At 65.2% G+C, this 20,635-nt stretch carries 21 protein-coding genes; 17 read left to right on the plus strand and 4 right to left on the minus strand.

Annotation, left to right across the window (positions count from 1 at the left end; all coding sequences use genetic code 11):
• Window positions 1–466: 466 nt before the first annotated feature.
• The gene (locus WKW77_RS30050; protein ID WP_340360554.1) at window positions 467–3,436 is read right to left on the minus strand and encodes an Rne/Rng family ribonuclease; all 2,970 of its coding nucleotides are present in this window, start codon (window positions 3,434–3,436) and stop codon (window positions 467–469) included.
• A 527-nt stretch (window positions 3,437–3,963) separates the two neighbouring features.
• On the opposite strand from WKW77_RS30050, the gene WKW77_RS30055 reads away from it, so the two are divergent.
• The 4 genes from WKW77_RS30055 to WKW77_RS30070 are packed head-to-tail and all read left to right on the plus strand — an operon-like array spanning window position 3,964 to window position 7,113.
• Window positions 3,964–5,028, plus strand: coding sequence for an RluA family pseudouridine synthase (locus WKW77_RS30055; RefSeq protein ID WP_340360555.1), 1,065 nt, complete (start codon window positions 3,964–3,966; stop codon window positions 5,026–5,028).
• Window positions 5,021–5,689, plus strand: coding sequence for an HAD-IA family hydrolase (locus tag WKW77_RS30060; protein ID WP_340360556.1), 669 nt, complete (start codon window positions 5,021–5,023; stop codon window positions 5,687–5,689). The genes WKW77_RS30055 and WKW77_RS30060 overlap by 8 nt, the downstream gene beginning before the upstream one ends.
• A gap of 10 nt (window positions 5,690–5,699) precedes the next feature.
• The gene (locus tag WKW77_RS30065; protein WP_340360557.1) at window positions 5,700–6,068 is read left to right on the plus strand and encodes a Rieske (2Fe-2S) protein; all 369 of its coding nucleotides are present in this window, start codon (window positions 5,700–5,702) and stop codon (window positions 6,066–6,068) included.
• Window position 6,069: 1 nt separating this feature from the next.
• Window positions 6,070–7,113 (plus strand): S49 family peptidase, encoded by a 1,044-nt coding sequence (locus WKW77_RS30070; RefSeq protein ID WP_340360558.1) that lies wholly within the window; start codon window positions 6,070–6,072, stop codon window positions 7,111–7,113.
• A gap of 1 nt (window position 7,114) precedes the next feature.
• Here WKW77_RS30070 and WKW77_RS30075 read toward each other — a convergent pair whose 3' ends face one another.
• The 3 genes from WKW77_RS30075 to WKW77_RS30085 are packed head-to-tail and all read right to left on the minus strand — an operon-like array spanning window position 7,115 to window position 9,623.
• A complete protein-coding gene (locus WKW77_RS30075; RefSeq protein ID WP_340360559.1) occupies window positions 7,115–8,263 on the minus strand; it encodes an MFS transporter in 1,149 nt (382 codons plus the stop codon).
• Window positions 8,264–8,277: 14 nt separating this feature from the next.
• The gene (locus WKW77_RS30080; protein WP_340360560.1) at window positions 8,278–9,045 is read right to left on the minus strand and encodes an SAM-dependent methyltransferase; all 768 of its coding nucleotides are present in this window, start codon (window positions 9,043–9,045) and stop codon (window positions 8,278–8,280) included.
• Window positions 9,042–9,623, minus strand: a complete 582-nt coding sequence (locus tag WKW77_RS30085) for a Maf family protein (protein WP_340360561.1) — start codon at window positions 9,621–9,623, stop codon at window positions 9,042–9,044. The genes WKW77_RS30080 and WKW77_RS30085 overlap by 4 nt, the downstream gene beginning before the upstream one ends.
• A gap of 36 nt (window positions 9,624–9,659) precedes the next feature.
• Here WKW77_RS30085 and WKW77_RS30090 point away from each other — a divergent pair, with 36 nt between their 5' ends.
• From WKW77_RS30090 to WKW77_RS30150, 13 genes are all read left to right on the plus strand, one after another.
• On the plus strand, window positions 9,660–10,208 hold the full coding sequence (locus WKW77_RS30090; protein WP_340360562.1) for a YceD family protein: 549 nt from the start codon (window positions 9,660–9,662) through the stop codon (window positions 10,206–10,208).
• Window positions 10,209–10,349: 141 nt separating this feature from the next.
• Complete coding sequence (gene rpmF, locus WKW77_RS30095; RefSeq protein WP_028248601.1) at window positions 10,350–10,532, plus strand: 50S ribosomal protein L32; 183 nt, start codon at window positions 10,350–10,352, stop codon at window positions 10,530–10,532.
• Between the two features lie 95 nt (window positions 10,533–10,627).
• Window positions 10,628–11,677, plus strand: coding sequence for a phosphate acyltransferase PlsX (plsX, locus tag WKW77_RS30100; RefSeq protein ID WP_340360563.1), 1,050 nt, complete (start codon window positions 10,628–10,630; stop codon window positions 11,675–11,677).
• Window positions 11,677–12,654 (plus strand): beta-ketoacyl-ACP synthase III, encoded by a 978-nt coding sequence (locus tag WKW77_RS30105; protein WP_340360564.1) that lies wholly within the window; start codon window positions 11,677–11,679, stop codon window positions 12,652–12,654. Before plsX ends, WKW77_RS30105 begins: the two co-directional genes overlap by 1 nt.
• A 48-nt stretch (window positions 12,655–12,702) precedes the next feature.
• Window positions 12,703–13,656: an ACP S-malonyltransferase gene (gene fabD / locus WKW77_RS30110; protein WP_340360565.1), complete on the plus strand. Its 954-nt coding sequence runs from the start codon at window positions 12,703–12,705 to the stop codon at window positions 13,654–13,656.
• A 23-nt stretch (window positions 13,657–13,679) separates the two neighbouring features.
• Complete coding sequence (fabG, locus tag WKW77_RS30115) at window positions 13,680–14,423, plus strand: 3-oxoacyl-ACP reductase FabG (protein WP_340360566.1); 744 nt, start codon at window positions 13,680–13,682, stop codon at window positions 14,421–14,423.
• A 99-nt stretch (window positions 14,424–14,522) separates the two neighbouring features.
• Window positions 14,523–14,762 (plus strand): acyl carrier protein, encoded by a 240-nt coding sequence (acpP, locus tag WKW77_RS30120; RefSeq protein WP_007830471.1) that lies wholly within the window; start codon window positions 14,523–14,525, stop codon window positions 14,760–14,762.
• A gap of 94 nt (window positions 14,763–14,856) precedes the next feature.
• A complete protein-coding gene (gene fabF / locus WKW77_RS30125; RefSeq protein WP_340360567.1) occupies window positions 14,857–16,101 on the plus strand; it encodes a beta-ketoacyl-ACP synthase II in 1,245 nt (414 codons plus the stop codon).
• 75 nt (window positions 16,102–16,176) lie between these two features.
• On the plus strand, window positions 16,177–16,602 hold the full coding sequence (locus WKW77_RS30130; protein ID WP_340360568.1) for a hypothetical protein: 426 nt from the start codon (window positions 16,177–16,179) through the stop codon (window positions 16,600–16,602).
• Window positions 16,599–17,273, plus strand: coding sequence for an RNA polymerase sigma factor RpoE (gene rpoE, locus WKW77_RS30135; RefSeq protein ID WP_340360569.1), 675 nt, complete (start codon window positions 16,599–16,601; stop codon window positions 17,271–17,273). The genes WKW77_RS30130 and rpoE overlap by 4 nt, the downstream gene beginning before the upstream one ends.
• Before the next feature lie 13 nt (window positions 17,274–17,286).
• Window positions 17,287–17,931, plus strand: a complete 645-nt coding sequence (locus tag WKW77_RS30140; RefSeq protein ID WP_340360570.1) for a sigma-E factor negative regulatory protein — start codon at window positions 17,287–17,289, stop codon at window positions 17,929–17,931.
• 15 nt (window positions 17,932–17,946) lie between these two features.
• The gene (locus tag WKW77_RS30145) at window positions 17,947–18,999 is read left to right on the plus strand and encodes a MucB/RseB C-terminal domain-containing protein (protein ID WP_340360571.1); all 1,053 of its coding nucleotides are present in this window, start codon (window positions 17,947–17,949) and stop codon (window positions 18,997–18,999) included.
• Window positions 19,000–19,053: 54 nt separating this feature from the next.
• Window positions 19,054–20,526, plus strand: a complete 1,473-nt coding sequence (locus WKW77_RS30150) for a DegQ family serine endoprotease (RefSeq protein ID WP_422823297.1) — start codon at window positions 19,054–19,056, stop codon at window positions 20,524–20,526.
• Window positions 20,527–20,635 lie beyond the last annotated feature (109 nt).

Consider the following 20,635-nt stretch of genomic DNA (forward strand, 5'->3'; position numbering starts at 1 on the left):
CCCGTAACGGGTACTGCTTCAATCAGAGGGCGTTTCAGTGTAACGCTTTACTACTATTCGCAAGAATTTGAACATAGGCTGCGGTCGCTGTCGTGTCAACAAAAGCGCTACATCGTCCGCCAAACGGTCTAGTCTTCGCCTCTGTGCGGCGCGTTCGCCTGACGTTTGATGCAATGCAACATGTTTCGACAGAGTGTAGTCCTTTTGTTTAACAACATGTTAATGCGGACGGGCTTGAATGTGTTGTTTACATACGCCGTTTGGCGAAACGTGACTTTGTGCAGCCTCTTTTTCTTGTGCGGCGCAGCATCACAAGTCGCATCGCCCGCGAAATCTCGATACAGGCGTTGCAAGGCACCAACCGGGATGGCGCCGGAGCGGGCGCTCACGCAATAAAAAAAGCCCGGTGCGCACGCACCGGGCTTTTTCTTACGGCTCAGAGACGGAGCGCCACGGCCCCTGGGGTTCAGGGGCGGGGGCTCGCGTCCTGCGCTGCCTTCTCGAAGGGCAGCACGATGCCCGCGAGATCCCGACGGGTTTCGACCAGCACCAGCGGACCCTCGTCAAGGACGATCGTCGGCGGCCGTTCGCGGGGAACATGGATCGGCTTGGGCTCGGCCGCAATCGCCGCGCGGACCTGCGCCACGCGGTCGGCGTCGGAATTCACCCATTGCAGCCCCGAACCTTCGGCGATCTGGGCCAGTTCGTGCAGCGGCAGGAGGAAGGGCTGGATCTTGGGCATCGCGCGGGGGGGCACTGCGCTCGACGGAACCACGATCGGTTGCGCTTTCGGCGCGGCGGTCGCTTCTGCGAGCACAGGTGCCACGGGCAGCTGAGGTGCGAGATCCTCGCTTGCCGGACGTTCCGCTGCGGCGGATACGCTGGTCTCGGCCTCCTCGCGGGGAGCGCGTTCGCGGCGATCGCGGCCGTACCGGTCGCGCGAACGGCCTCGACGCTCTTCGCCTTCACGGCGCGGTGCGGCTTCGGCGCCTTGCTCTTCAGCCGGCGCTCCGGTTGTTTCGGCGACGGATTGCTCCGGAGACGCTTCAGGACGCGCAGCACCGTCATTGCGGCGCTCGCGGCGGCCTTCGCCTCGTTCGCCGCGCGGTGCGCGTTCTTCACGGTCGCCGCGGCCGGCGCGCTCGCCGGATGCGCCGCCTTCGGCCGCCTCTGCGGCGGATTCACGCGAAGCGTCGCCGCTGCGGTCGCGTCCTGCCTCGCCGCCACGCTCGCCGCGCTCCCGGCGTTCGCCACGGCCGCGCGGCGCCCGTTCCGCCGGGATGGCGGAATCGTTGGCCGCCCCGGCTGCTGCCAGCGCCTGGGCTTCGAGCTGGCTGTCCACCGCCTCCACGGGCTGCTGGCGGCCTTCGCCTTCGCGGCGTTCACCACCGCGACCGCGGCGCTCGCCTTCACGGCCCTGGCGCGCTTCGCGCGGCTCGCGCGCCTGGTTTTCAGCGCGGGCTTCGTTGCGGCCCTCGCGACGCTCGCCGCCTTCGCGACGCTCGCCGCTGCGACCTCCACCACGACGGTCGCCATCCCGGCCGTTGCGGCCTTCGGCACGTCCACGGCGCTGATCACCATCGCGCTGGGTGCGCTGTCCCTCGCCGTCGCGGCCACCGGCCCGGCCTTCGCGGCGCGGCTTGGGTGCCTCGACGGGAATCGGTGCGGGCTCGGGCACCGCAGCCGGGGCCGCGCCGAAGACGCGCTTGATCCAGCCGAAGAAGCCGGTCTCGGCCGCCTTGGCCTGCGCTGCGGAGGCGGCAGCCGTTGCCGCGGCCGGTGCAGCGACGGGCGCCTGTGCAGTCTCGGCCTTCGGGGCCACGACCGGGGCGGGTGCGTCCGGCAGCACGCCCTTGATCACCGGCGTCTGCTTGTTCGTCGGCTCTTGCGAGCGGCGCGTCACCGAAGTCGGGTCCTCGAACTCGTCGGCCATCTTGTAGCTGGCGTCGATGTGGTCGAGTCGCGGGTCGTCGTGCTTCAGGCGCTCGAGCTTGTAGTTGGGCGTCTCGAGCGTCTTGTTGGGCACCATCAGCACGCTCACGCGCTGCTTGAGTTCGATCTTGGCGATCTCGGTGCGCTTTTCGTTGAGCAGGAAGGAAGCCACCTCGACCGGCACCTGGACGTGCACCGCCGCCGTGTTGTCCTTCATGGACTCTTCCTGAATGATGCGCAGGATCTGCAGCGCGCTCGATTCGGTGTCGCGGATGTGGCCCGAGCCGCCGCAGCGCGGGCAGGGGATCGAGGAGCCTTCGGAGAGCGCCGGCTTCAGGCGCTGGCGGCTCATTTCCATGAGCCCGAACTTGCTGATCGAGCCGAACTGCACGCGGGCGCGGTCCTGGCGAAGCGCTTCGCGCAGGCGGCTTTCGACTTCGCGGCGGTTCTTCGACTCGTCCATGTCGATGAAGTCGATGACGATCAGGCCGCCCAGGTCGCGCAGGCGCATCTGGCGCGCCACTTCGTCGGCGGCCTCGAGGTTGGTGCGCGTGGCCGTCTCCTCGATGTCGCCGCCCTTGATCGCGCGGGCCGAGTTGACGTCGACCGAAACCAGAGCTTCGGTGTGGTCGATCACGATCGCGCCGCCGCTGGGCAGCTGCACGGTGCGGGCGTAGGCCGATTCGATCTGGTGCTCGATCTGGAAGCGGCTGAACAGCGCCGCATCGTCGCGGTAGCGCTTCACCCGGGCCGCATGCTCGGGCATGACGTGCGCCATGAACTGCTGCGCCTGGTCGTAGATGTCGTCGGTGTCGATCAGGATGTCGCCGATGTCGTGATTGAAATAGTCACGGATCGCGCGGATGACCAGCGAGGATTCCTGGTAGATCAGGAAGGCGCCCTTGCCGCCCTTGGCGGCGCCGTCGATGGCGCTCCAGAGCTTGAGCAGGTAGTTCAGGTCCCATTGCAGTTCGGGCGCCGAGCGGCCGATGCCCGCGGTGCGCGCGATGATGCTCATGCCCTTGGGGTACTCGAGCTGGTCCATCGCCTCCTTGAGCTCGGCCCGGTCGTCGCCCTCGATGCGCCGGCTGACCCCGCCGCCGCGCGGGTTGTTCGGCATCAGGACGACGTAGCGTCCGGCCAGCGAGATGAAGGTGGTCAGCGCGGCGCCCTTGTTGCCGCGCTCTTCCTTTTCGACCTGGACGACCAGCTCCTGGCCCTCCTTGATCACGTCCTGGATGCGGGCCTGGCTGGCCGACACGCCCTCGGCGAAATACTGCTTGGAGATCTCCTTGAACGGCAGGAAGCCGTGGCGGTCCTCGCCGTAGTCCACGAAGCAGGCCTCCAGCGACGGCTCGACGCGCGTCACGACGGCCTTGTAGATGTTGCCCTTGCGCTGCTCCCGTCCTTCGATCTCGATTTCGTAGTCGAGGAGCTTTTGCCCATCGACGATGGCCAGGCGGCGTTCTTCGGCCTGCGTGGCATTGATCAGCATCCGTTTCATGATGCGTTGTCCTTCTCTATGTTTCGTCTCGTCTTACCGGTCCATGACGGACCTAACGATGCACGGACGGCGCGCCGCGAAACGAAGGAATTGCCGCTAGGCCCTGGCGTGAACTGCCGTGCGAATGCCGGCAGCCGCATCGAGATTCAGCTCGATGCGGGCCAGTGCGGGGGCGCGTGGATGGGTGCGAGTCCGATCGGGTGCTGACTTGCTATCTTTTCGACAGCGACTGGCGCAATGGTGATGCGCACGGCCGGTGGCTCAATGCCTGTGCTCGCCGGCATCAGCCAGCGCAGGACAAGTTGAACCAGTAGCATCAACACGAGGTACTCGCTTCGATCCGCCGGTAGCCTGGAGCTGCCGGCTGGGGTATTCCGTAATGGTGTTTCGTGGGCGTCGGCTTGACTCGGATGAAGCGCCTGCCGCCTTGCGCTCTTGCGCGTGGCCTGCGGACTCGACATCAAAGCGGCATCGACCTCGCAGCGCCCCCTGCTGTGCTCTAAACTTCTGATTAATCAAGCACTTACATGACCGCGCTGGTGAAAAATATTATAGGTGCGAAGCCAGGCCCCGGGGCGGCGGAAGTTCGCTTTCTCAGGGTTGACGAGGATTCTGCCGGTCAGCGACTGGACAATTTCCTGTTCCGTCAACTGAAGGGCGTGCCGAAGACCCACGTGTACCGGATCATCCGTTCGGGCGAGGTGCGCATCAATAAAGGCAGGGCGCAGGCAGAGACTCGCCTCTCTGAAGGCGACGTGTTGCGCGTGCCCCCGGTGAGGGTCGCCGCGCGTGCGGAAGAGGGTTCGTCGCCGCCCGCCCCACCTCGGGAATTCCCCGTGTTGCACGAAGACGACGCGCTGATCGCCATCAACAAGCCCGCGGGCGTCGCGGTGCACGGCGGCAGCGGCGTGAGCTTCGGCGTGATCGAGCAACTGCGACGGGCGCGGCCCGCGGCCCGCTTTCTGGAACTGGTGCATCGGCTCGACCGCGAGACCTCCGGCGTCCTGCTGGTGGCGAAAAAGCGGTCGGCCCTGACCGCGCTGCAGGACCAGTTCCGCGACCGCGAGACGGGGAAGACCTACCTCGCGCTGGTCGAAGGCAACTGGCCCGCGAACAAGAAGGTGCTCGATGCGCCCCTCGCGAAATACCTGCTCCCGGGCGCGGCTGGCGGGGCCGATGCTGGCGAGCGGCGCGTGCGCGTCGTGGCCAAGGATCACCCGGATGCGATGCGGGCGGTGACGCTGGTCAAGGTGCTCGCCCGCTTCAATCTGTCGGCCGACGCCGAACCGGTGTCGCTGCTCGCGGTCACGATCAAGACCGGCAGGACGCACCAGATACGGGTTCACCTGGCCTCGGCCGGCCACGCCATCGCCGGCGACGACAAATATGGCAAGTTCGAGCGCAACCGCGCGCTGCAGAAGATCGGCCTCAAACGCATGTTCCTGCACGCCTGGCGCCTGCAGTTCACCCATCCCGCGAGCCACGAGCGCATGGCGCTGCAGGCCGATCTCCCGGCGGAATTGAATGCCCTGATGCCGCCGGAAGCGCTCGAGGTGCTCGCTGCCCATCCTTCGACAACGCCTCATGACTGACCCACGCGCCCGCCGTTTCGATCTGATTGCCTTTGATTGGGACGGGACGCTCTATGACTCCACGCAACTCATCGTTCGCTGCATCCAGGCCGCCGTGGTCGATGTGGGGGGCGCCAGGCCCAGCGAGAGCGACGCCGCCTGGGTGATCGGCCTGGGTCTGGCCGAAGCGCTCGCCAAGGCGGCGCCCGATGTCCCGCGGGAAAAGTATCCGGAGCTCGGTGCGCGCTACCGCTACCACTATCTTCAGCACCAGGACGACGTCGTGCTCTTCGACGGCGTGCTCCCGATGCTGGATGCGCTGCGCGCGCGCGGCCATCTGCTCGCCGTCGCCACCGGCAAGTCGCGCCGGGGCTTGAACGAGGCGCTCGCCACGGTCGCGTTGCGCGATCGTTTCGATGCCTCGCGCACGGCGGACGAGACCTTCGGCAAGCCGCATCCGCGCATGCTGCTGGAACTCATGGACGAACTCGACGTGCCGCCGGAGCGCACGCTGATGATCGGGGATACCACGCACGACCTCCAGCTCGCGATCAACGCGGGCTGCGCGAGCGTCGGCGTGAGTTACGGGGCGCACGAGCCCGACACCTTCGAGCCGCTTTCGCCGTTGCATGTGGCGCATTCGGTTTCCGGTCTCGCACAGTGGCTACTTGGGAACGCATGACAATCCGGCCATGAGCGACGAGTGCATTCCTCTTTGCAATGCCGGCGATCTGGTCGAAGGCGGGCGCGCCGTGCCGTTCGACGTGGTCCATGCGGGGCAGACCTGCCGCGCCTTCGCCGTCCGGTTCGAGGGAGTGGCCCATGCCTACCTCAATCGCTGCAGCCACGTGGCGATGGAACTCGACTTCCAGCCCGACCGCTTCTTCGACGACAGCGGCCAGTGGCTCCTCTGCGCGACGCACGGCGCGGTCTACAAGCCCAACACCGGCGAGTGCGTCGGCGGCCCGTGCCGCGGGGGGCTGGTGAAGATCGCGCTCAGCGAGCGTGACGGCGTCGTGCGCTGGCATACTGCCTGGAACCTCCAACCTCTCGCTTTCTGACATGACAGATTCAAACCGCACGGAGCCCGAAGGTTTCGAACCCTTCGATCGCGCCGCGCCTTCATCAACTGCCCAGGGGGGCTCGAGAAACATGTCGAGAAACGACCCGACCCAGCAACCTGGATGGGAGCGCGCGACGCTGGAGAAGCTCGCCTTTGCCGCGCTCAAGGAACAGAGGGCCGCGCGCCGCTGGAGGACTTTCACCCGCCTGGCCTGGCTCGTCTTCTTTGTCGCGCTGGCGTGGTTCGTGATCTCGCGCGGTTCGCAGACGGCGGCCAAGACGACGGCGCACACCGCCGTGATCGAGATCAAGGGCGAAATCGCCGACGGCGCCGATGCGAGCGCGGAGTTCGTCGTCGCTGCGATGAAGACCGCGTTCGAGGACGAGGGCGCGAAGGGCGTGATCCTGCTCATCAACTCGCCGGGCGGCAGCCCGGTGCAGGCCGGCATCATCAATGATGAGATCAAGCGCATGCGGGCCAAGTACAACAAGCCGATCTATGCAGTGGTCGAGGAGACTTGCGCCTCGGCCGCCTACTACATCGCAGCCGCGACCGACAAGATCTTCGTCGACAAGGCCAGCATTGTCGGCAGCATCGGCGTGCTGATGGACGGCTTCGGGTTCACCGGGATCATGGAGAAGGTCGGCGTGGAGCGCAGGCTCCTGACGGCCGGCGAGAACAAGGGGTTCCTCGACCCGTTCAGCCCGATGAGCGACGCCCAGCGCGCGCATGCGCAGCAGATGCTCGACCAGATCCACGCGCAGTTCATCGACGTGGTGAAGACCGGTCGCGGCGATCGCCTCAAGGTCAGTTCGCCGGGGCTCTTCAGCGGCCTGTTCTGGAGCGGCCAGCAGGCCATCGAACTGGGCCTGGCGGATCAGATCGGCAATGTGGACTACGTCGCGCGCGAAGTGATCAAGGCCGAGGAACTCATCGACTACACCCGCCGCGACAACGTGGCCGAGAAGCTCGCGAAGAAATTCGGCGCGGCGCTTGGCGATGCGTCGGTGCGCGCATTGCGCACGGCGCCGGCGCTGCGATGAATCAGGCCGTCTCGGCCGAATTGGCGTAGCGCGCGGAAGCGCCGAGCGCTGCCGCGAACGCCACCACCACGTACAGCGCGACGGTCAAGGAGCTGATCTGCGCCAGGAAGCCGATGACCGGCGGCCCCGCCATGAAGCCCAGATAGGCCGCCGCCGAAACCGCCGCAATGCCTTGCGCGGGCTCGACGCCCGGCACGCGTGCCGATGCGGCGAAGAGAACCGGCACCACATTGGCGAAGCCGACGCCGACGCCTGCGAATCCGGCCAGTGCCACCCAGGGATTGCTCGTGACCAAGACGAGCGTCATCGAAGCAGCAGCCAGCAGCGCGCTGCCGCGCAGCAGCACGGCGGGCGCGAATCGCGCGCGCATCGCGTCGCCTCCGAATCGCGCCAGTGCCATGGCCGCTGAAAAACTCCCGTAAGCGAGCGCCGCCTGCTGCTGCGCGCTGCCGAGTTCCTGCTGGAGGTACAGCACGCTCCAGTCGTAGATCGCGCCCTCGGCGATGAGGCCCAGGGCGGCCAGCAGACCCAGCACGGCGAGCGCGCCACGCGGCAGCCGAAAGCCGTCGTCGGAGGGCGGAAACGCCGTCGCCTCTTTCGGTAGCATCCACCGCGATGAAAGTGCGATCGTGAGCGCCATGACGAGGGCAACGAGCGTCAGGTGATGCTGCGGTGCCACGCCCGCGGCGATTGCTGCGCCGCCGCTGGCCGCGCCGACCATGCCGCCGAGGCTGAACATGCCGTGCATGCCGCTCATCAACGGCTTGCCGTTGCGCAGTTCCAGCTGCGCGGCTTCGGTGTTGATCGCTACATCGAACACACTCGTTGCAACGCCGAACGCGGCGAGCAATGCAAGCACGGCAACGAAACTGGGTGCGAGGAGCAGGGAGGAGAGCAGGAGCGCGTAGGTGCAACCGCAGACCGCCGCCAGGCGACGCGCACCGTGGCGGCCGATCCAGCGGCTCGCCTGGGTCAGGCCCAGCAAGGCGCCCACACCCGCGGCGAGCATGGCGAAACCGAGCTGCGCTTCGTTGACCTGGTAGTGCGCCTTCACGGTGGGGATGTGCACGCCCCACGTGGCAAAGACGAAACCGGAGCAGAAGAATTGCGCGCGCGAGGCCCAGCGCATCCGTGCGGAAGTGACCGTCATCGTCGGGCGCGGGCCTAGCGACCGATCGCGAACACGGCCGGCATGCGTTCGTCCTGCCGGCCCGGCATGGCGCGCCATGCCTTCACGGTGTGGCTTTGAATCCGGGATGACGAGAGCGTCAGGCCGCTGGCGACCGCGAGGCGGGTGTTGTGCTGCAGCGTTTGCGTCAGGGCCTGCAACAGCGCGGCGTTTCGGTACGGGGTCTCGATGAAGAGCTGGGTCTGGCCCGTTTTGAGTGCCAGTGCCTCCAGTTCCCGGATCCGGCGGATTCGAGCCTCCGCGTCCTGCGGCAGGTAGCCCACGAAGGCGAAGTTTTGCCCGTTGAGCCCGCTGGCGGCGAGCGTCAACAGAAGGGACACAGGCCCGACGAGCGGCACGACCGTGATGCCGAGATCGTGCGCGGCCTTGGCGACGGAAGAACCGGGATCGGCGACGGCAGGCATGCCGGCTTCGCTGAGCAGTCCGACGTCATGGCCGTTGAGCGCCGCGGCCAGAAGCGGTCGGGCGTCGAACTGCCCGCCGTGATCGCCCTTCTTGTGAACCTCGCGCGGAAGTTCCTGGATCTGCTGCGCCTGGAGCGGTGCCGCCAGGGGTGCGACCGCTTCGATCCGTTTGAGATAGGCGCGCGCCGACTTGGCGTTCTCGCAGATCCAGTGGGTGATCCGTGCGGCGGCTTGCAGCGTGCCGAGCGGCAGGGTTTCCTTGATATCCCGCTGTTCGTCGCACCCGAAGTCCAGCGGAGCAGGGACGAGGTAGAGCTTGCCGTGGGTTGGGCTGTTCACAGCAGGTCGACTCCTGCGGCCCGCAACATGCGGGCTGTGCGAATCAGCGGCAGGCCGACGAGCGCGGTCGGGTCGTCGCTGTCGATGGCCTCGAGGAGTGCGATGCCCAGGCCCTCGCTCTTGGCGCTCCCGGCACAGTCATAGGGCTGTTCGGCCACGAGATAGCGCTCGATCGCTGCGTCGCTGAGATCGCGGAAAACCACACGCACGGGCGCGAGGTCGCGCTGCTCGAAGGAGTTGGCCTGGCAGACGACGGCGACGGCGGTCTGGAAGATCAGCGTCTGGCCGCGCATCCGACGCAACTGCGCCGAGGCGCGGGCGTGGTCCCCCGGCTTGCCGAGCGGCTCGCCTGCAAGGTCCGCGACCTGATCGGAGCCGATCACGACGGCTTCCGGAAAGCGGCGCGCGACAGCGCGGGCCTTCTCGAGCGCAAGCCGCTCTGCGAGCGCGCGTGGCGCTTCGCCCTCGAGCGGGGTTTCGTCGACTTCCGGCGCCTGCACCTCGAAGGGCAGATGAAGGCGATTCATGAGTTCCCGGCGGTAGCGCGAGGTCGAGGCGAGGATCACTTGGCGTTGCATGGCCGCGATTGTGCGCGAGCGGTTTAGACTGGCCGGATGACGAGAGAATTTGTCCCTGGCCGACTCGACGTGAATGGTTTTGCCGAAGCCGGCGCGTCCATCTCCGGGAGCGACCCCGTGCGCAATTACAGGCGACTGCACGCGGAACTGGTCGAGCCCTCCGACGAGCTGACCGTGCAGTGGGCGGCGACCGGCGAGCGCCGCAGCGGAGCCGACGGCAGCGCGGTGCCTTGGATGCATCTGACGGCGTACACGCTGGTTCCCATGGTCTGTCAGCGCTGCCTCGGGGCGGTCGACGTGGGGCTCGACGTCGATCGATGGTTCCGCTTCGTGTCGGACGAGGCCATTGCGGCTGCGGAGGACGAGGAGTCCGAGGAGGACGTCCTCGTAGCGAGTCGGGACTTCGACCTGCGCGGTCTCGTCGAAGATGAGCTCCTGATGGAAATCCCCGTGACGCCGCGCCATGAGGTATGTCCTGAACCGGCGCGGCTGTCGGCGGCCGATCCCGATTTCGAGACGGCGGAAGGTGAGAAGCCGAATCCGTTCGCTGTGCTCAAGCAACTGAAGTCGGACGAAGACAAATAGCGGTGGGGCGGGAGGGGTGGCGTTCTTCAGTGTCTCTAGGCTATAATCAAAGGCTTCGCGCGCGTCGCCGCTAGTGCTTTTGGAGCGTTATCGCCGCCTCGCAATGCCCGCCAACCCACCCGAATACATCCAGGAGCCATCATGGCCGTCCAGCAAAACAAGAAGTCGCCGTCGAAGCGCGGCATGCACCGTTCGCACAATGCGCTGGGCGTGCCCGGCATCGCCGTGGAGCCCACGACCGGTGAAACCCACCTTCGTCACCACATCAGCCCGAACGGTTTCTACCGCGGTCGCAAGGTTCTCAAAACCAAGTCCGAAGCCTGAGCTCGTTTCAAAGTCGAGGCCCGAAGCTACTTTTCCCGTAGCGTCGGGCCTTTGTTTTGATGGCTACGCCGTCTGCATCTGTGTCTGCGCCGTCCGTGATCACGCTTGCCGTTGATTGCATGGGTGGTGATCATGGGCCGCGCGTCACGCTCGCGGCCTGTCGTGGCTTTCTCGAGCGTCACCCTGAAGCGTCGCTGCTTCTCGTGGGGATGCCCGACGCACTTTCCAGCTTTTCCCACCCTCGGGCGACGGTCGTCGCGGCCACCGAGGTCGTCGGCATGGACGATCCCATCGAAATCGCACTTCGCAAGAAGAAGGATTCGTCGATGCGCGTCACCATCCAGCAAGTGAAGGATGGGGCTGCCCAGGCAGCCGTCTCCGCCGGCAACACGGGCGCGTTGATGGCTATCGCGCGCTACCTCCTCAAGACGCTGGACGGCATTGATCGCCCTGCGATTGCGCCCCAGTTGCCCAACAGCAAAGGCGGTGCGACCACTGTTCTGGATCTGGGCGCGAACGTGGATTGCGACGCGGAAGACCTTCTGCAGTTTGCGGTGCTCGGTTCGGCGCTGGTTTCGGCGTTAACCGGCAACGAGTCCCCCAGCGTGGGTCTGCTGAATGTCGGCGAGGAAGCGATCAAAGGCAGCGAAACGATCAAGAAAGCGAGCCAACTGCTTCGAAAAGCGGCGAACTCCCAGGATCTCAACTTCTACGGCAACGTGGAAGGGAACGACATCTTCAAGGGCACGACGGACATCGTCGTGTGTGACGGATTCGTCGGCAATGTCACGCTCAAGGCCACCGAGGGCGTTGCCTCGATGATCGTTGATTTCTTGCGTATAGAGTATTCCAGCGGCATCTTCAGCAAGTTTGCGGCCATTGTGTCCTATCCGGTTCTAAAAGCGCTTAAAAAGCGTCTTGATCACCGTCGGTACAATGGCGCTGCCCTGCTTGGTCTTCGTGGGCTGGTCTTCAAGAGCCATGGCTCTGCCGACGCGGTGGCTTTCGGGCATGCCTTGGATCGCGCTTATGATGCCGCTCGCAACAACCTGCTCGATCGCGTGCGGGCCCGCATCGCCCATGCAGCACCTTTGCTTGCGCGGCAAGAACCTGCGGCGGCCGACGCGGCAGCGCTTCACGTCTGATGACCTCTTTTTCTCGCATTACCGGCACTGGCAGCTACCTGCCGCCTCGCCGTGTGACCAATGACGATCTGGCGCGGGACCTCGCAGGTCGCGGCATCGAGACCTCCGATCAATGGATCATCGAGCGCACCGGCATCAAGGCCAGGCATTTCGCCGCCCCTGATGTGACCAGCAGCGATCTCGCGCTGGAAGCCGCCAAGGCGGCTCTCGAGGCTGCGGGCCGAAGCGCAGCCGATGTCGATCTGATCATCGTCGCGACCTCCACGCCGGACATGGTGTTCCCGTCCGCTGCGGCCATTCTTCAGAACAAGCTGGGCATTGCCGGCTGTCCCGCGTTCGACGTGCAGGCCGTCTGCAGCGGCTTCGTCTATGCACTGACGGTCGCCGACGCGCTGATCCGCACGGGCAGCGCCAAATGTGCGCTCGTTGTGGGCGCCGAGGTGTTCTCGCGGATCCTGGATTTCAACGACCGCACCACTTGCGTGCTTTTCGGCGATGGCGCCGGCGCGGTGGTTCTCGAAGCCAGCGCCGAGCCCGGAATTCTGGCCTCCGACCTGCACGCCGACGGCAAGCACGTCGGCATCCTATGCGTGCCGGGCAATGTGTCGGGCGGCTCCGTGCTGGGCACCCCGTTCCTCCACATGGATGGACAGGCTGTGTTCAAGCTCGCGGTCCGCGTGCTGGAAGACGCGGCGCGCACCACCCTGCAAAAGGCCGGCAAGACCGACCAGGACATCGATTGGTTGATCCCGCACCAGGCCAACATCCGGATCATGGAAGGCACTGCCAGGAAGCTCAAGCTTCCTCGCGAGAAGCTGATCGTGACCGTCGACGAGCATGGCAACACGTCGGCTGCATCGATTCCGTTGGCGCTCGACCACGCAGTGCGCTCCGGCAAGGTGAAGAAGGGCGACACCCTCATGCTCGAAGGCGTGGGCGGCGGGTTCACCTGGGGCGCGGTGCTGCTGAACTATTGAAGTGAAGGCGCATCGCCGCGGCGGCTGCGCCTATGGAGCCATAGAACAATGAAGTCTTTCGCATTTGTCTTCCCGGGGCAGGGCTCGCAGGCGGTCGGCATGCTCGACGCCTGGGGCCATCATCCGGCGGTTGCCGAGACGCTTCGCGAAGCGTCGGATGCGCTCGGCGAGGATGTGGGCCGCCTCATCCATGAGGGTCCGAAGGAGGCCCTCGGGCTGACCACCAATACCCAGCCGGTGATGCTGGTCGCCGGCGTCGCTGCATGGCGAGCGTGGCTGGCGGAGGGCGGGGAGCGCCCGTCCGTCGTGGCCGGGCATTCGCTGGGCGAGTACTCCGCGCTGGTCGCTTCCGGCGTGCTGACGCTGGCGCAGGCTGCTCCTTTGGTGCGCTTCCGCGCGCAGGCCATGCAGCAGGCGGTTCCCGTCGGTGCCGGCGCGATGGCGGCCATCCTGGGCATGGATGCCGAGAAGGTGAAAGCGGGTTGCGCCGAGGCGACGGCCAGTTTCGGTCCAGGCAGCGCCGAGGTCGTCGAGGCGGTGAATTTCAACGATCCGATGCAGACGGTGATCGCCGGCAGCAAGGGCGCCGTCGAGAAGGCCTGCGAAGTCCTGAAAGCGAACGGCGCCAAGCGTGCGCTGCCGCTGCCGGTTTCCGCTCCCTTCCATTCCAGCCTGATGAAGCCCGCTGCGGAAGCGCTGCGCGAGCGCCTCGCTTCAGTGACTTTCCTGGCGCCGCAGATCCCGTTGGTCAACAACATCGATGTGGCGGTCGTGACCGATCCTGAATCGATCCGTGACGCGCTCGTGCGTCAGGCCGCTGGCCCTGTGCGTTGGGTCGAATCGGTGCAGGCCCTGCGGGCTCGCGGTGTCGATGCCCTGATCGAATGCGGTCCCGGCAAGGTGCTGGCTGGCATGGCCAAGCGCATCGCTCCCGAATTGGCTGCAGCGTCGGTGTACGACCCGGCAAGCCTCGCCGAGACCCGGCAACTGCTCGCTGCTTGAGCGTTGATCTCCAGAGTTATTCCATGAGCACTCTCAAATTCGAAGGACAGGTCGCTTTGGTGACCGGGGCGTCTCGCGGCATCGGCGCCGCCATTGCGCTCGAATTGGCACAGCGCGGCCTCAAGGTCATCGGAACAGGCACGACCGATGAAGGCGCCGCGAAGATCACCGCGGCGCTGAGTGCCTACGGTGGCCGCGGTTGCGCGCTGGACGTCAATGACGGTGCAGCGGTCGAAGCGCTGATCGATGAGATCGTCAAGGTCTATGGCGCCATCCACGTGCTCGTCAACAACGCAGGCATCACCCGTGACACGCTCGCGATGCGGCTCAAGGATTCCGACTGGGACGCCGTTCTCGACACGAATCTGAAGGCCGTCTTCCGGCTGTCCCGCGCCGTGATCCGACCCATGATGAAGCAGCGCTATGGACGCATCATCAGCATCACCAGCGTGGTCGGCGCTTCGGGCAATGCGGGGCAGGCCAATTACGCGGCCGCGAAGGCCGGCGTCGCGGGCATGACGCGGGCGTTGGCGCGCGAACTTGGCAGCCGCAGCATCACGGTCAATTGTGTTGCGCCGGGCTTCATCGAGACCGACATGACGGCCAGCCTGCCGGAGGCTCAGCAGCAGGCGCTGCTGGCGCAGATCCCCCTTGGTCATCTGGGCAAGCCCGCGGACATTGCCCATGCCGTCGCCTTCCTTGCTTCTCCTCAGGCGGCTTACGTCACCGGGCAGGAGTTGCATGTCAACGGCGGCATGCACATGTAAGCGGCCGACGCAATACCTTCAACCTGCGGCCGAGCGGCAAATGCCACAATCCGGCCGGCTAAAATCCACCGATTACTTACAACCCTCAGAGGGAACCAAATGAGCGATATCGAAGCACGTGTCAAGAAAATCATTGCCGAACAACTCGGCGTTGAAGAGTCCCAAGTCACCAATGAAAAGGCTTTCGTTGCTGACCTCGGCGCGGACTCGCTCGACACGGTCGAACTTGTGATGGCGCTCGAAGACGAGTTCGGCATCGAAATTCCGGACGAAGACGCCGAGAAGATCACCACGGTGCAAAACGCCGTCGACTACGCCACCAAGAATCAAAAGGCCTGATCGGCCACGCTGAGATGCCGTTCCTTCGGCCCGCAGCCTTGATGCTCGCGATGGCCCGGCAGCGGTCTCAGTGCTTCCAGAAAGGTTTGCCGGCATGACCAAACGCCGCGTCGTCGTGACCGGGCTCGGTTGCCTCGCTCCTGTCGGAAACACCGCAGCCGAATCCTGGACCAATCTGGTGGCCGGGAAGTCGGGTATTGCGAACATCACTGCGTTCGATGCAAGCGCTTTCGCCTGCAAGTTCGCTGGTGAGGTCAAGGGTTTCGACATCACCCAATACATCACGGAGAAGGAAGCGCGTCACATGGACCGCTTCATTCATCTGGGGCTTGCAGCTGCCATTCAGGCGGTAGAAGACAGTGGATTGCCGACGGGCGAATCGCTGTCTTACGAGGAGGCCGTCCGCATCGGCTGCAACATCGGCTCCGGTATCGGCGGCCTGCCGATGATCGAGGAAACCCACGGCGAATTGATGAGCCGGGGCCCGCGCCGCGTATCGCCCTTCTTCGTGCCGGCGTCGATCATCAACATGATCTCGGGCCACGTCTCGATCAAGTACGGCTTCAAGGGGCCGAATATTGCAGTCGTGACGGCCTGCACCACCGGCCTTCATGCCATCGGTACGTCGGCGCGCATGATCGAGTACGGTGATGCCGACGTGATGATCGCCGGCGGCGCCGAGTCGACCATCTCGCCGCTGGGCATTGGCGGCTTCACCGCGCCGCGCGCACTGAGCACCCGCAACGACGATCCTGCGACGGCTTCGCGCCCGTGGGACAAGGACCGCGACGGTTTCGTGCTCGGCGAAGGCGCTGGCGTGTTGGTGCTCGAGGAGTACGAACACGCCAAGGCCCGGGGCGCCAGGATCTATGCGGAGATCGCGGGCTTCGGCATGACGGGCGACGCGTATCACATGACGGCTCCCGATGTCGACGGTCCTCGCCGCTCGATGACGATGGCGCTGGCCAACGCGGGTGTCAATCCCGAGCAGGTGCAGTACCTCAATGCGCACGGCACGTCGACGCAGATCGGTGACATCAACGAGACCAATGCGATCAAGCTGACCTTCGGCGACCACGCCCGAAAGCTCGTCGTCAACTCGACCAAATCCATGACCGGCCACCTGCTGGGCGGCGCGGGGGGCATCGAGTCGGTGTTCACGGTGCTGGCGCTGCATCATCAGAAGAGTCCGCCGACGATCAACATCTTCAATCAGGATCCCGAGTGCGATCTCGACTACTGCGCCAACGTCGCGCGTGACCTCAAGATCGATGTCGCGGTCAAGAACAACTTCGGGTTTGGCGGCACCAACGGAACGCTGGTGTTCAAGCGCGTTTGATCCTCTTCCATCCCCATGCATAGCGCCCCATCGGTGATTTATCCGGTGGGGCGCTCGCGCAATGCGGAGCGACTTTTGCTCGCTCTGTGGGTGCTTGGCGCTTGCGCCGTCACGGCTGCCACCATCCAATCGGCTGGGATCGATTGGCGGGACGGCATGCTGCTTCTTTGCGCGGTCATCGCCACGCTGGCGGCGTGGTCGGGGGTGTTCCGATCTTCGGGCTGCGCGAATCTGATCTTCGACGGGCAATCGTGGTCGATGTCGGGCGGCATCGACCTGCCCACCGCCCAAGCCGCCGTGATGCTGGACTTGCAGCGGCTGCTGCTTGTCCGACTCAAAGAGCCGCTTGGCGCAACGCGGTGGCTCTGGGTCGAACGCGATGCCATGCCACATCGGTGGCGAGATCTGCGCCGTGCGCTATATTCGCGCGCCATTCCGGCAGACGCGGCGGTCAGGACGCCCGAATCCGTCTCGGCCGACGCGCGCCACCTCTCGCCATGACAGTTTCACCGCCGCCAGTTCCACCGGATGCCGGTCCGGCGGGCGCGCCCGCCGAAGCGGTGAGGCCGGGTGAGGTCGACTTTCAGCTGGTCCAGAGAACCGTCGCGGGCGACCAGAAGGCCTTCGAACTGCTCGTCGTCAAGTACCAGCGCCGGATCGAGAGGCTGATCGGCCGCATGGTGCGGGACGTCAACCTGATCGAGGATATCGCCCAGGAAACCTTCATCCGCGCCTATCGGGCGCTGCACCAGTTCCGCGGCGAGGCTCAGTTCTACACCTGGCTTTATCGGATCGCCGTGAACACCGCCAAGAAGGCATTGGTCGACATGAAGCGGGATCCGACCGTGACCGAGAGTGCCCTGCGTTCGTCTTCCGACGAGGACGATGAAACTTACCGGCCCGGAAACGAACCAATCAGCGACGAGACCCCCGAGTCCGTGCTAGCGGCCAATGAAATTGCGGCGGCTGTCGAGGCGGCCATGGAAGCACTGCCGGCTGAACTCCGGCAGGCTGTGACGCTGCGGGAAATCGAGGGTATGAGTTACGAAGAAATCGCCGAGGTCATGAACTGTCCCATCGGCACCGTGCGATCGCGGATTTTCCGGGCCCGCGAGGCGATTTCTGCCAAGGTCAAGCCTTTGCTGGACAACCAGTCCGGCAAGCGATGGTAAGCAGGTGATTGAAATGAAGCACACAAACGCAGTTCGTGAGCAGGTGTCCGCGCTTGCCGATGGCCATTTGCGAGGCGAAGAATTTGCCCGTTTGATCGGCAGCATCGGCGCCGACGAGGAATTGCGCGCGACGTGGCAGACCTATCACCTCGTGGGGGATGTCCTGCGTTCGGGTGTTCACGCGCCGTGTAGCGACACGACAACCTTCCTTGCGCGATTCCAGGATCGCCTGGCGGCGGAGCCCCCGCTGAAAGCCCCCGCATTGCTGCCTGAAGCGCAACCTGTCCAGCCTTCGCGCGCGGAGGCGGCCAATGAGCCTGTCTTTCGCTGGAAGCTCGTCGCCGGGGCCGCATCGCTGGCAGCTGCTGCAGCGATCGGCTGGAACTGGGTTGGCATCGAGGGGACCCGGGCGTCTGGCGCACAGTTGGCCCAGCAACAGGTCGCCCCAGCTGCGGTGGTCGCAACAGCCAATGGCACGCCTGCGCCGGTGCAAGCCCTTGTTCCTGCGCGAGTCGTGGGTGGCAACGGCAATCCGCAAATCATGCTGCGTGATCCGCGGCTCGACCAATTGCTCGAAGCACATCAGCAGGTCAGTGGCGCATCGCAGCTTCCGTCGGGCTTCCTGCGCAATGCCACCTTCGAAAGGCCTTCGCGCTGAGCGCCTGCATCTGCGATGACTGTTTCGATTCCCATTCCCGAGCGTCGGTACGTGATCCTTGCGGCCGCGTTGAGCGTGGCACAAGTGGCCACGGCGCAGACTCGGAGCATCCCGCCGCCGGCAAAGGCAAACCCCGGCAATGGAGAAGTGCCAACGCTTGGGGTCGTCGAATGGCTCCAGCGCATGCATGCCGCGTCGAGGCAGCGCAGCTACGCCGGCACCTTTGTCGTTTCGGCGGAGACGGGTGACCTCTCCAGTGCGCGCATCTGGCATGTCTGCGAAGGCGATCTTCAGATGGAGCGCATCGAGGCGCTCTCGGGGCCGCCGCGTTCGACGTTCCGGCGCAATGATCGCGTGGTCACCTTCCTGCCCGAATCGAAGGTGGTCAAGAGCGAGAAGAGAGAGAACCTCGAGCTGTTTCCGAACCTCATCGGTGCGCCGGACTCGTCCATCGCCGATTTCTACGGTGCGCGGGTGGTGGGAAAGGGGCGTGTCGCTGGCTTCGATGCCGACGTGGTTCTGCTGGAGCCTCGAGACGAACTCCGATTCGGCTACCGGGTATGGAGCGAACGACGCTCCGGCCTGGTCGTGAAGCTGCAGACGCTCGATCGAGACAGCAAGGTCATCGAACAGTCGGCGTTCTCCGAACTGCAACTCGACCCACCGATCAAGGCGCATGCCTTGAACCAGATGATGACCAGCACCTCGGGCTACCGGGTCGAGAAATCGGAGCTTGAACGCACGTCGGCGCAGCGCGAGGGCTGGACGCTCAAGAAGCCGGTGGCGGGGTTCAAGCCGATCAATTGCTATCGACGTCCGGCCGGCAGCGAATCGCAGGGACACACGATGCAATGGACCTTCTCGGATGGCCTCGCTTCCGTGTCGCTTTTCCTGGAGCCTTACGATGCCCAGCGCCAGGCCAAAGAGGTCCTGCTTGCGCTAGGCGCCACTTATACGCTGACGCGCCGCCTGACCGACAAGGACGGGGATTGGTGGCTGACAGCGGTGGGCGAAGTGCCGCCGCAGACTTTGGACGCGTTCGCCCAAAGCCTTGCTCGCGCGCGCTGAGCCGTGGCTCACGGATGTTGTTTTGTCCAAGCTCTTAGACGAAAGAAGTTGATGATGCTCAAGTTCGAGAGGAACAAGCTCCGCTCATGCGTGCTGGCCTGCGCGCTGGCTGTCGTGTCGACCACTGCGCTGTTACCCGCGTCGCCGGCATTTGCGCAGGCGCGCGTCCTTCCCGACTTCACCGACCTGGTCGATCAGGTCGGGCCAGCCGTGGTGAACATTCGCACGATCGAGAAAGTCGCCCAGGGAAACGGTGGCCCGGAAGTGGACGAGGAGATGCAGGAATTCTTCCGGCGTTTCTTCGGTCAGCCGATGCCGGGGATTCCTCGCCAGGGGCGCCCCAATCGTCCAGCGCCTCAAGAGGAGGAGCGTCCGCGAGGTGTCGGGTCCGGCTTCATTCTTTCGCCGGACGGCTTCGTGATGACCAACGCGCACGTGGTCGAGGGTGCGTCCGAAGTTCTGGTGACGCTGCCGGACAAGCGTGAGTTCAAGGCCAGGATCGTCGGTGCCGACAAGCGCACCGACGTAGCCGTGGTGAAGATCGATGCGACCGGCCTTCCGGCCGTCAAGGTCGGTGACGTGTCGAAGCTGCGCGTCGGCGAATGGGTGATGGCCATCGGCTCGCCCTTCGGTCTCGAGAACACCGTGACCGCCGGCATCGTCAGCGCCAAGCAGCGCGACACCGGCGACTACCTGCCGTTCATCCAGACCGACGTTGCCATCAATCCCGGTAATTCCGGCGGACCGCTGATCAACATGCGCGGGGAGGTGGTCGGCATCAACAGCCAGATCTATTCGCGCTCCGGCGGATTCATGGGGATCTCGTTCTCGATCCCGATCGACGAGGCGATCCGGGTGAGCGATCAACTGCGCGCATTCGGCCGCGTGTCGCGCGGACGGATCGGTGTGCAGATCGATCAGGTCACCAAGGACGTCGCCGAGTCCATCGGTCTGGGCAAGGCGCAGGGGGCGCTCGTTCGCGGCGTCGAAGCCGGTTCGCCGGGCGAGAAGGCCGGGATCGAACCCGGCGACATCATCACCAAGTTCGATGGCAAGTCGATCGAGAAGCCGAGCGATCTGCCGCGGCTCGTGGGCAACACCAAGCCCGGCACCAAGAGTTCGGTGACCGTCTTCCGGCGCGGCAACCTGCGCGACCTGAACGTGACCATCGCCGAGATCGAGCCGGACAAGCCCGTCAAGCGTGCCTCGGATCGAGATGAATCGACAGGCAAGGCGCCGGCATCGGCGGCTGCAAAGTCGATGGGTCTTGCGCTAAGCGACCTTCCCGACGCGCAAAGGCGGGAACTGAAGCTCAAGGGAGGCGTGAAGGTCGATGCCGCAACCGATGCAGCGGCTCGGGCAGGCCTGCGCGAAGGCGACGTGATTCTGGCTGTCAGCAACACGGAAGTGGCGAGCGTCAAGGAATTCGAGGCTGCACTTGCGAAGGCCGACCGGAGCAAGCCTGTCAGCCTGCTTTTCCGCCGGGGCGATTGGGCGCAGTACGCGCTGGTCCGCCCCGCACGCTGATCGCGCCGAGGGCGTCAAGTGGCCCCATCCCGCAGTCGGGTTTGGGGCCATTTTTTCGACGCTGTCGCGCCACGGCCGCACTGGCGAGAAAAATTTTTGGGAGGGATCT

The sequence above is a fragment of the Variovorax ureilyticus genome (genome assembly GCF_037889935.1).
Taxonomy (GTDB): domain Bacteria; phylum Pseudomonadota; class Gammaproteobacteria; order Burkholderiales; family Burkholderiaceae_C; genus Variovorax; species Variovorax ureilyticus.

Excerpts from the sequence above, each read along its gene's own strand:
- WKW77_RS30050 (WP_340360554.1), bottom strand. The coding sequence starts at position 3,436 with ATGAAACGGATGCTGATCAATGCCACGCAGGCCGAAGAACGCCGCCTG.
- WKW77_RS30055 (WP_340360555.1), top strand. The coding sequence starts at position 3,964 with ATGACCGCGCTGGTGAAAAATATTATAGGTGCGAAGCCAGGCCCCGGG.
- WKW77_RS30060 (WP_340360556.1), top strand. The coding sequence starts at position 5,021 with ATGACTGACCCACGCGCCCGCCGTTTCGATCTGATTGCCTTTGATTGG.
- WKW77_RS30065 (WP_340360557.1), top strand. The coding sequence starts at position 5,700 with ATGAGCGACGAGTGCATTCCTCTTTGCAATGCCGGCGATCTGGTCGAA.
- WKW77_RS30070 (WP_340360558.1), top strand. The coding sequence starts at position 6,070 with ATGACAGATTCAAACCGCACGGAGCCCGAAGGTTTCGAACCCTTCGAT.
- WKW77_RS30075 (WP_340360559.1), bottom strand. The coding sequence starts at position 8,263 with ATGACGGTCACTTCCGCACGGATGCGCTGGGCCTCGCGCGCGCAATTC.
- WKW77_RS30085 (WP_340360561.1), bottom strand. The coding sequence starts at position 9,623 with ATGCAACGCCAAGTGATCCTCGCCTCGACCTCGCGCTACCGCCGGGAA.
- WKW77_RS30090 (WP_340360562.1), top strand. The coding sequence starts at position 9,660 with ATGACGAGAGAATTTGTCCCTGGCCGACTCGACGTGAATGGTTTTGCC.
- rpmF (WP_028248601.1), top strand. The coding sequence starts at position 10,350 with ATGGCCGTCCAGCAAAACAAGAAGTCGCCGTCGAAGCGCGGCATGCAC.
- WKW77_RS30105 (WP_340360564.1), top strand. The coding sequence starts at position 11,677 with ATGACCTCTTTTTCTCGCATTACCGGCACTGGCAGCTACCTGCCGCCT.
- fabD (WP_340360565.1), top strand. The coding sequence starts at position 12,703 with ATGAAGTCTTTCGCATTTGTCTTCCCGGGGCAGGGCTCGCAGGCGGTC.
- fabG (WP_340360566.1), top strand. The coding sequence starts at position 13,680 with ATGAGCACTCTCAAATTCGAAGGACAGGTCGCTTTGGTGACCGGGGCG.
- acpP (WP_007830471.1), top strand. The coding sequence starts at position 14,523 with ATGAGCGATATCGAAGCACGTGTCAAGAAAATCATTGCCGAACAACTC.
- fabF (WP_340360567.1), top strand. The coding sequence starts at position 14,857 with ATGACCAAACGCCGCGTCGTCGTGACCGGGCTCGGTTGCCTCGCTCCT.
- rpoE (WP_340360569.1), top strand. The coding sequence starts at position 16,599 with ATGACAGTTTCACCGCCGCCAGTTCCACCGGATGCCGGTCCGGCGGGC.
- WKW77_RS30140 (WP_340360570.1), top strand. The coding sequence starts at position 17,287 with ATGAAGCACACAAACGCAGTTCGTGAGCAGGTGTCCGCGCTTGCCGAT.
- WKW77_RS30145 (WP_340360571.1), top strand. The coding sequence starts at position 17,947 with ATGACTGTTTCGATTCCCATTCCCGAGCGTCGGTACGTGATCCTTGCG.
- WKW77_RS30150 (WP_422823297.1), top strand. The coding sequence starts at position 19,054 with ATGCTCAAGTTCGAGAGGAACAAGCTCCGCTCATGCGTGCTGGCCTGC.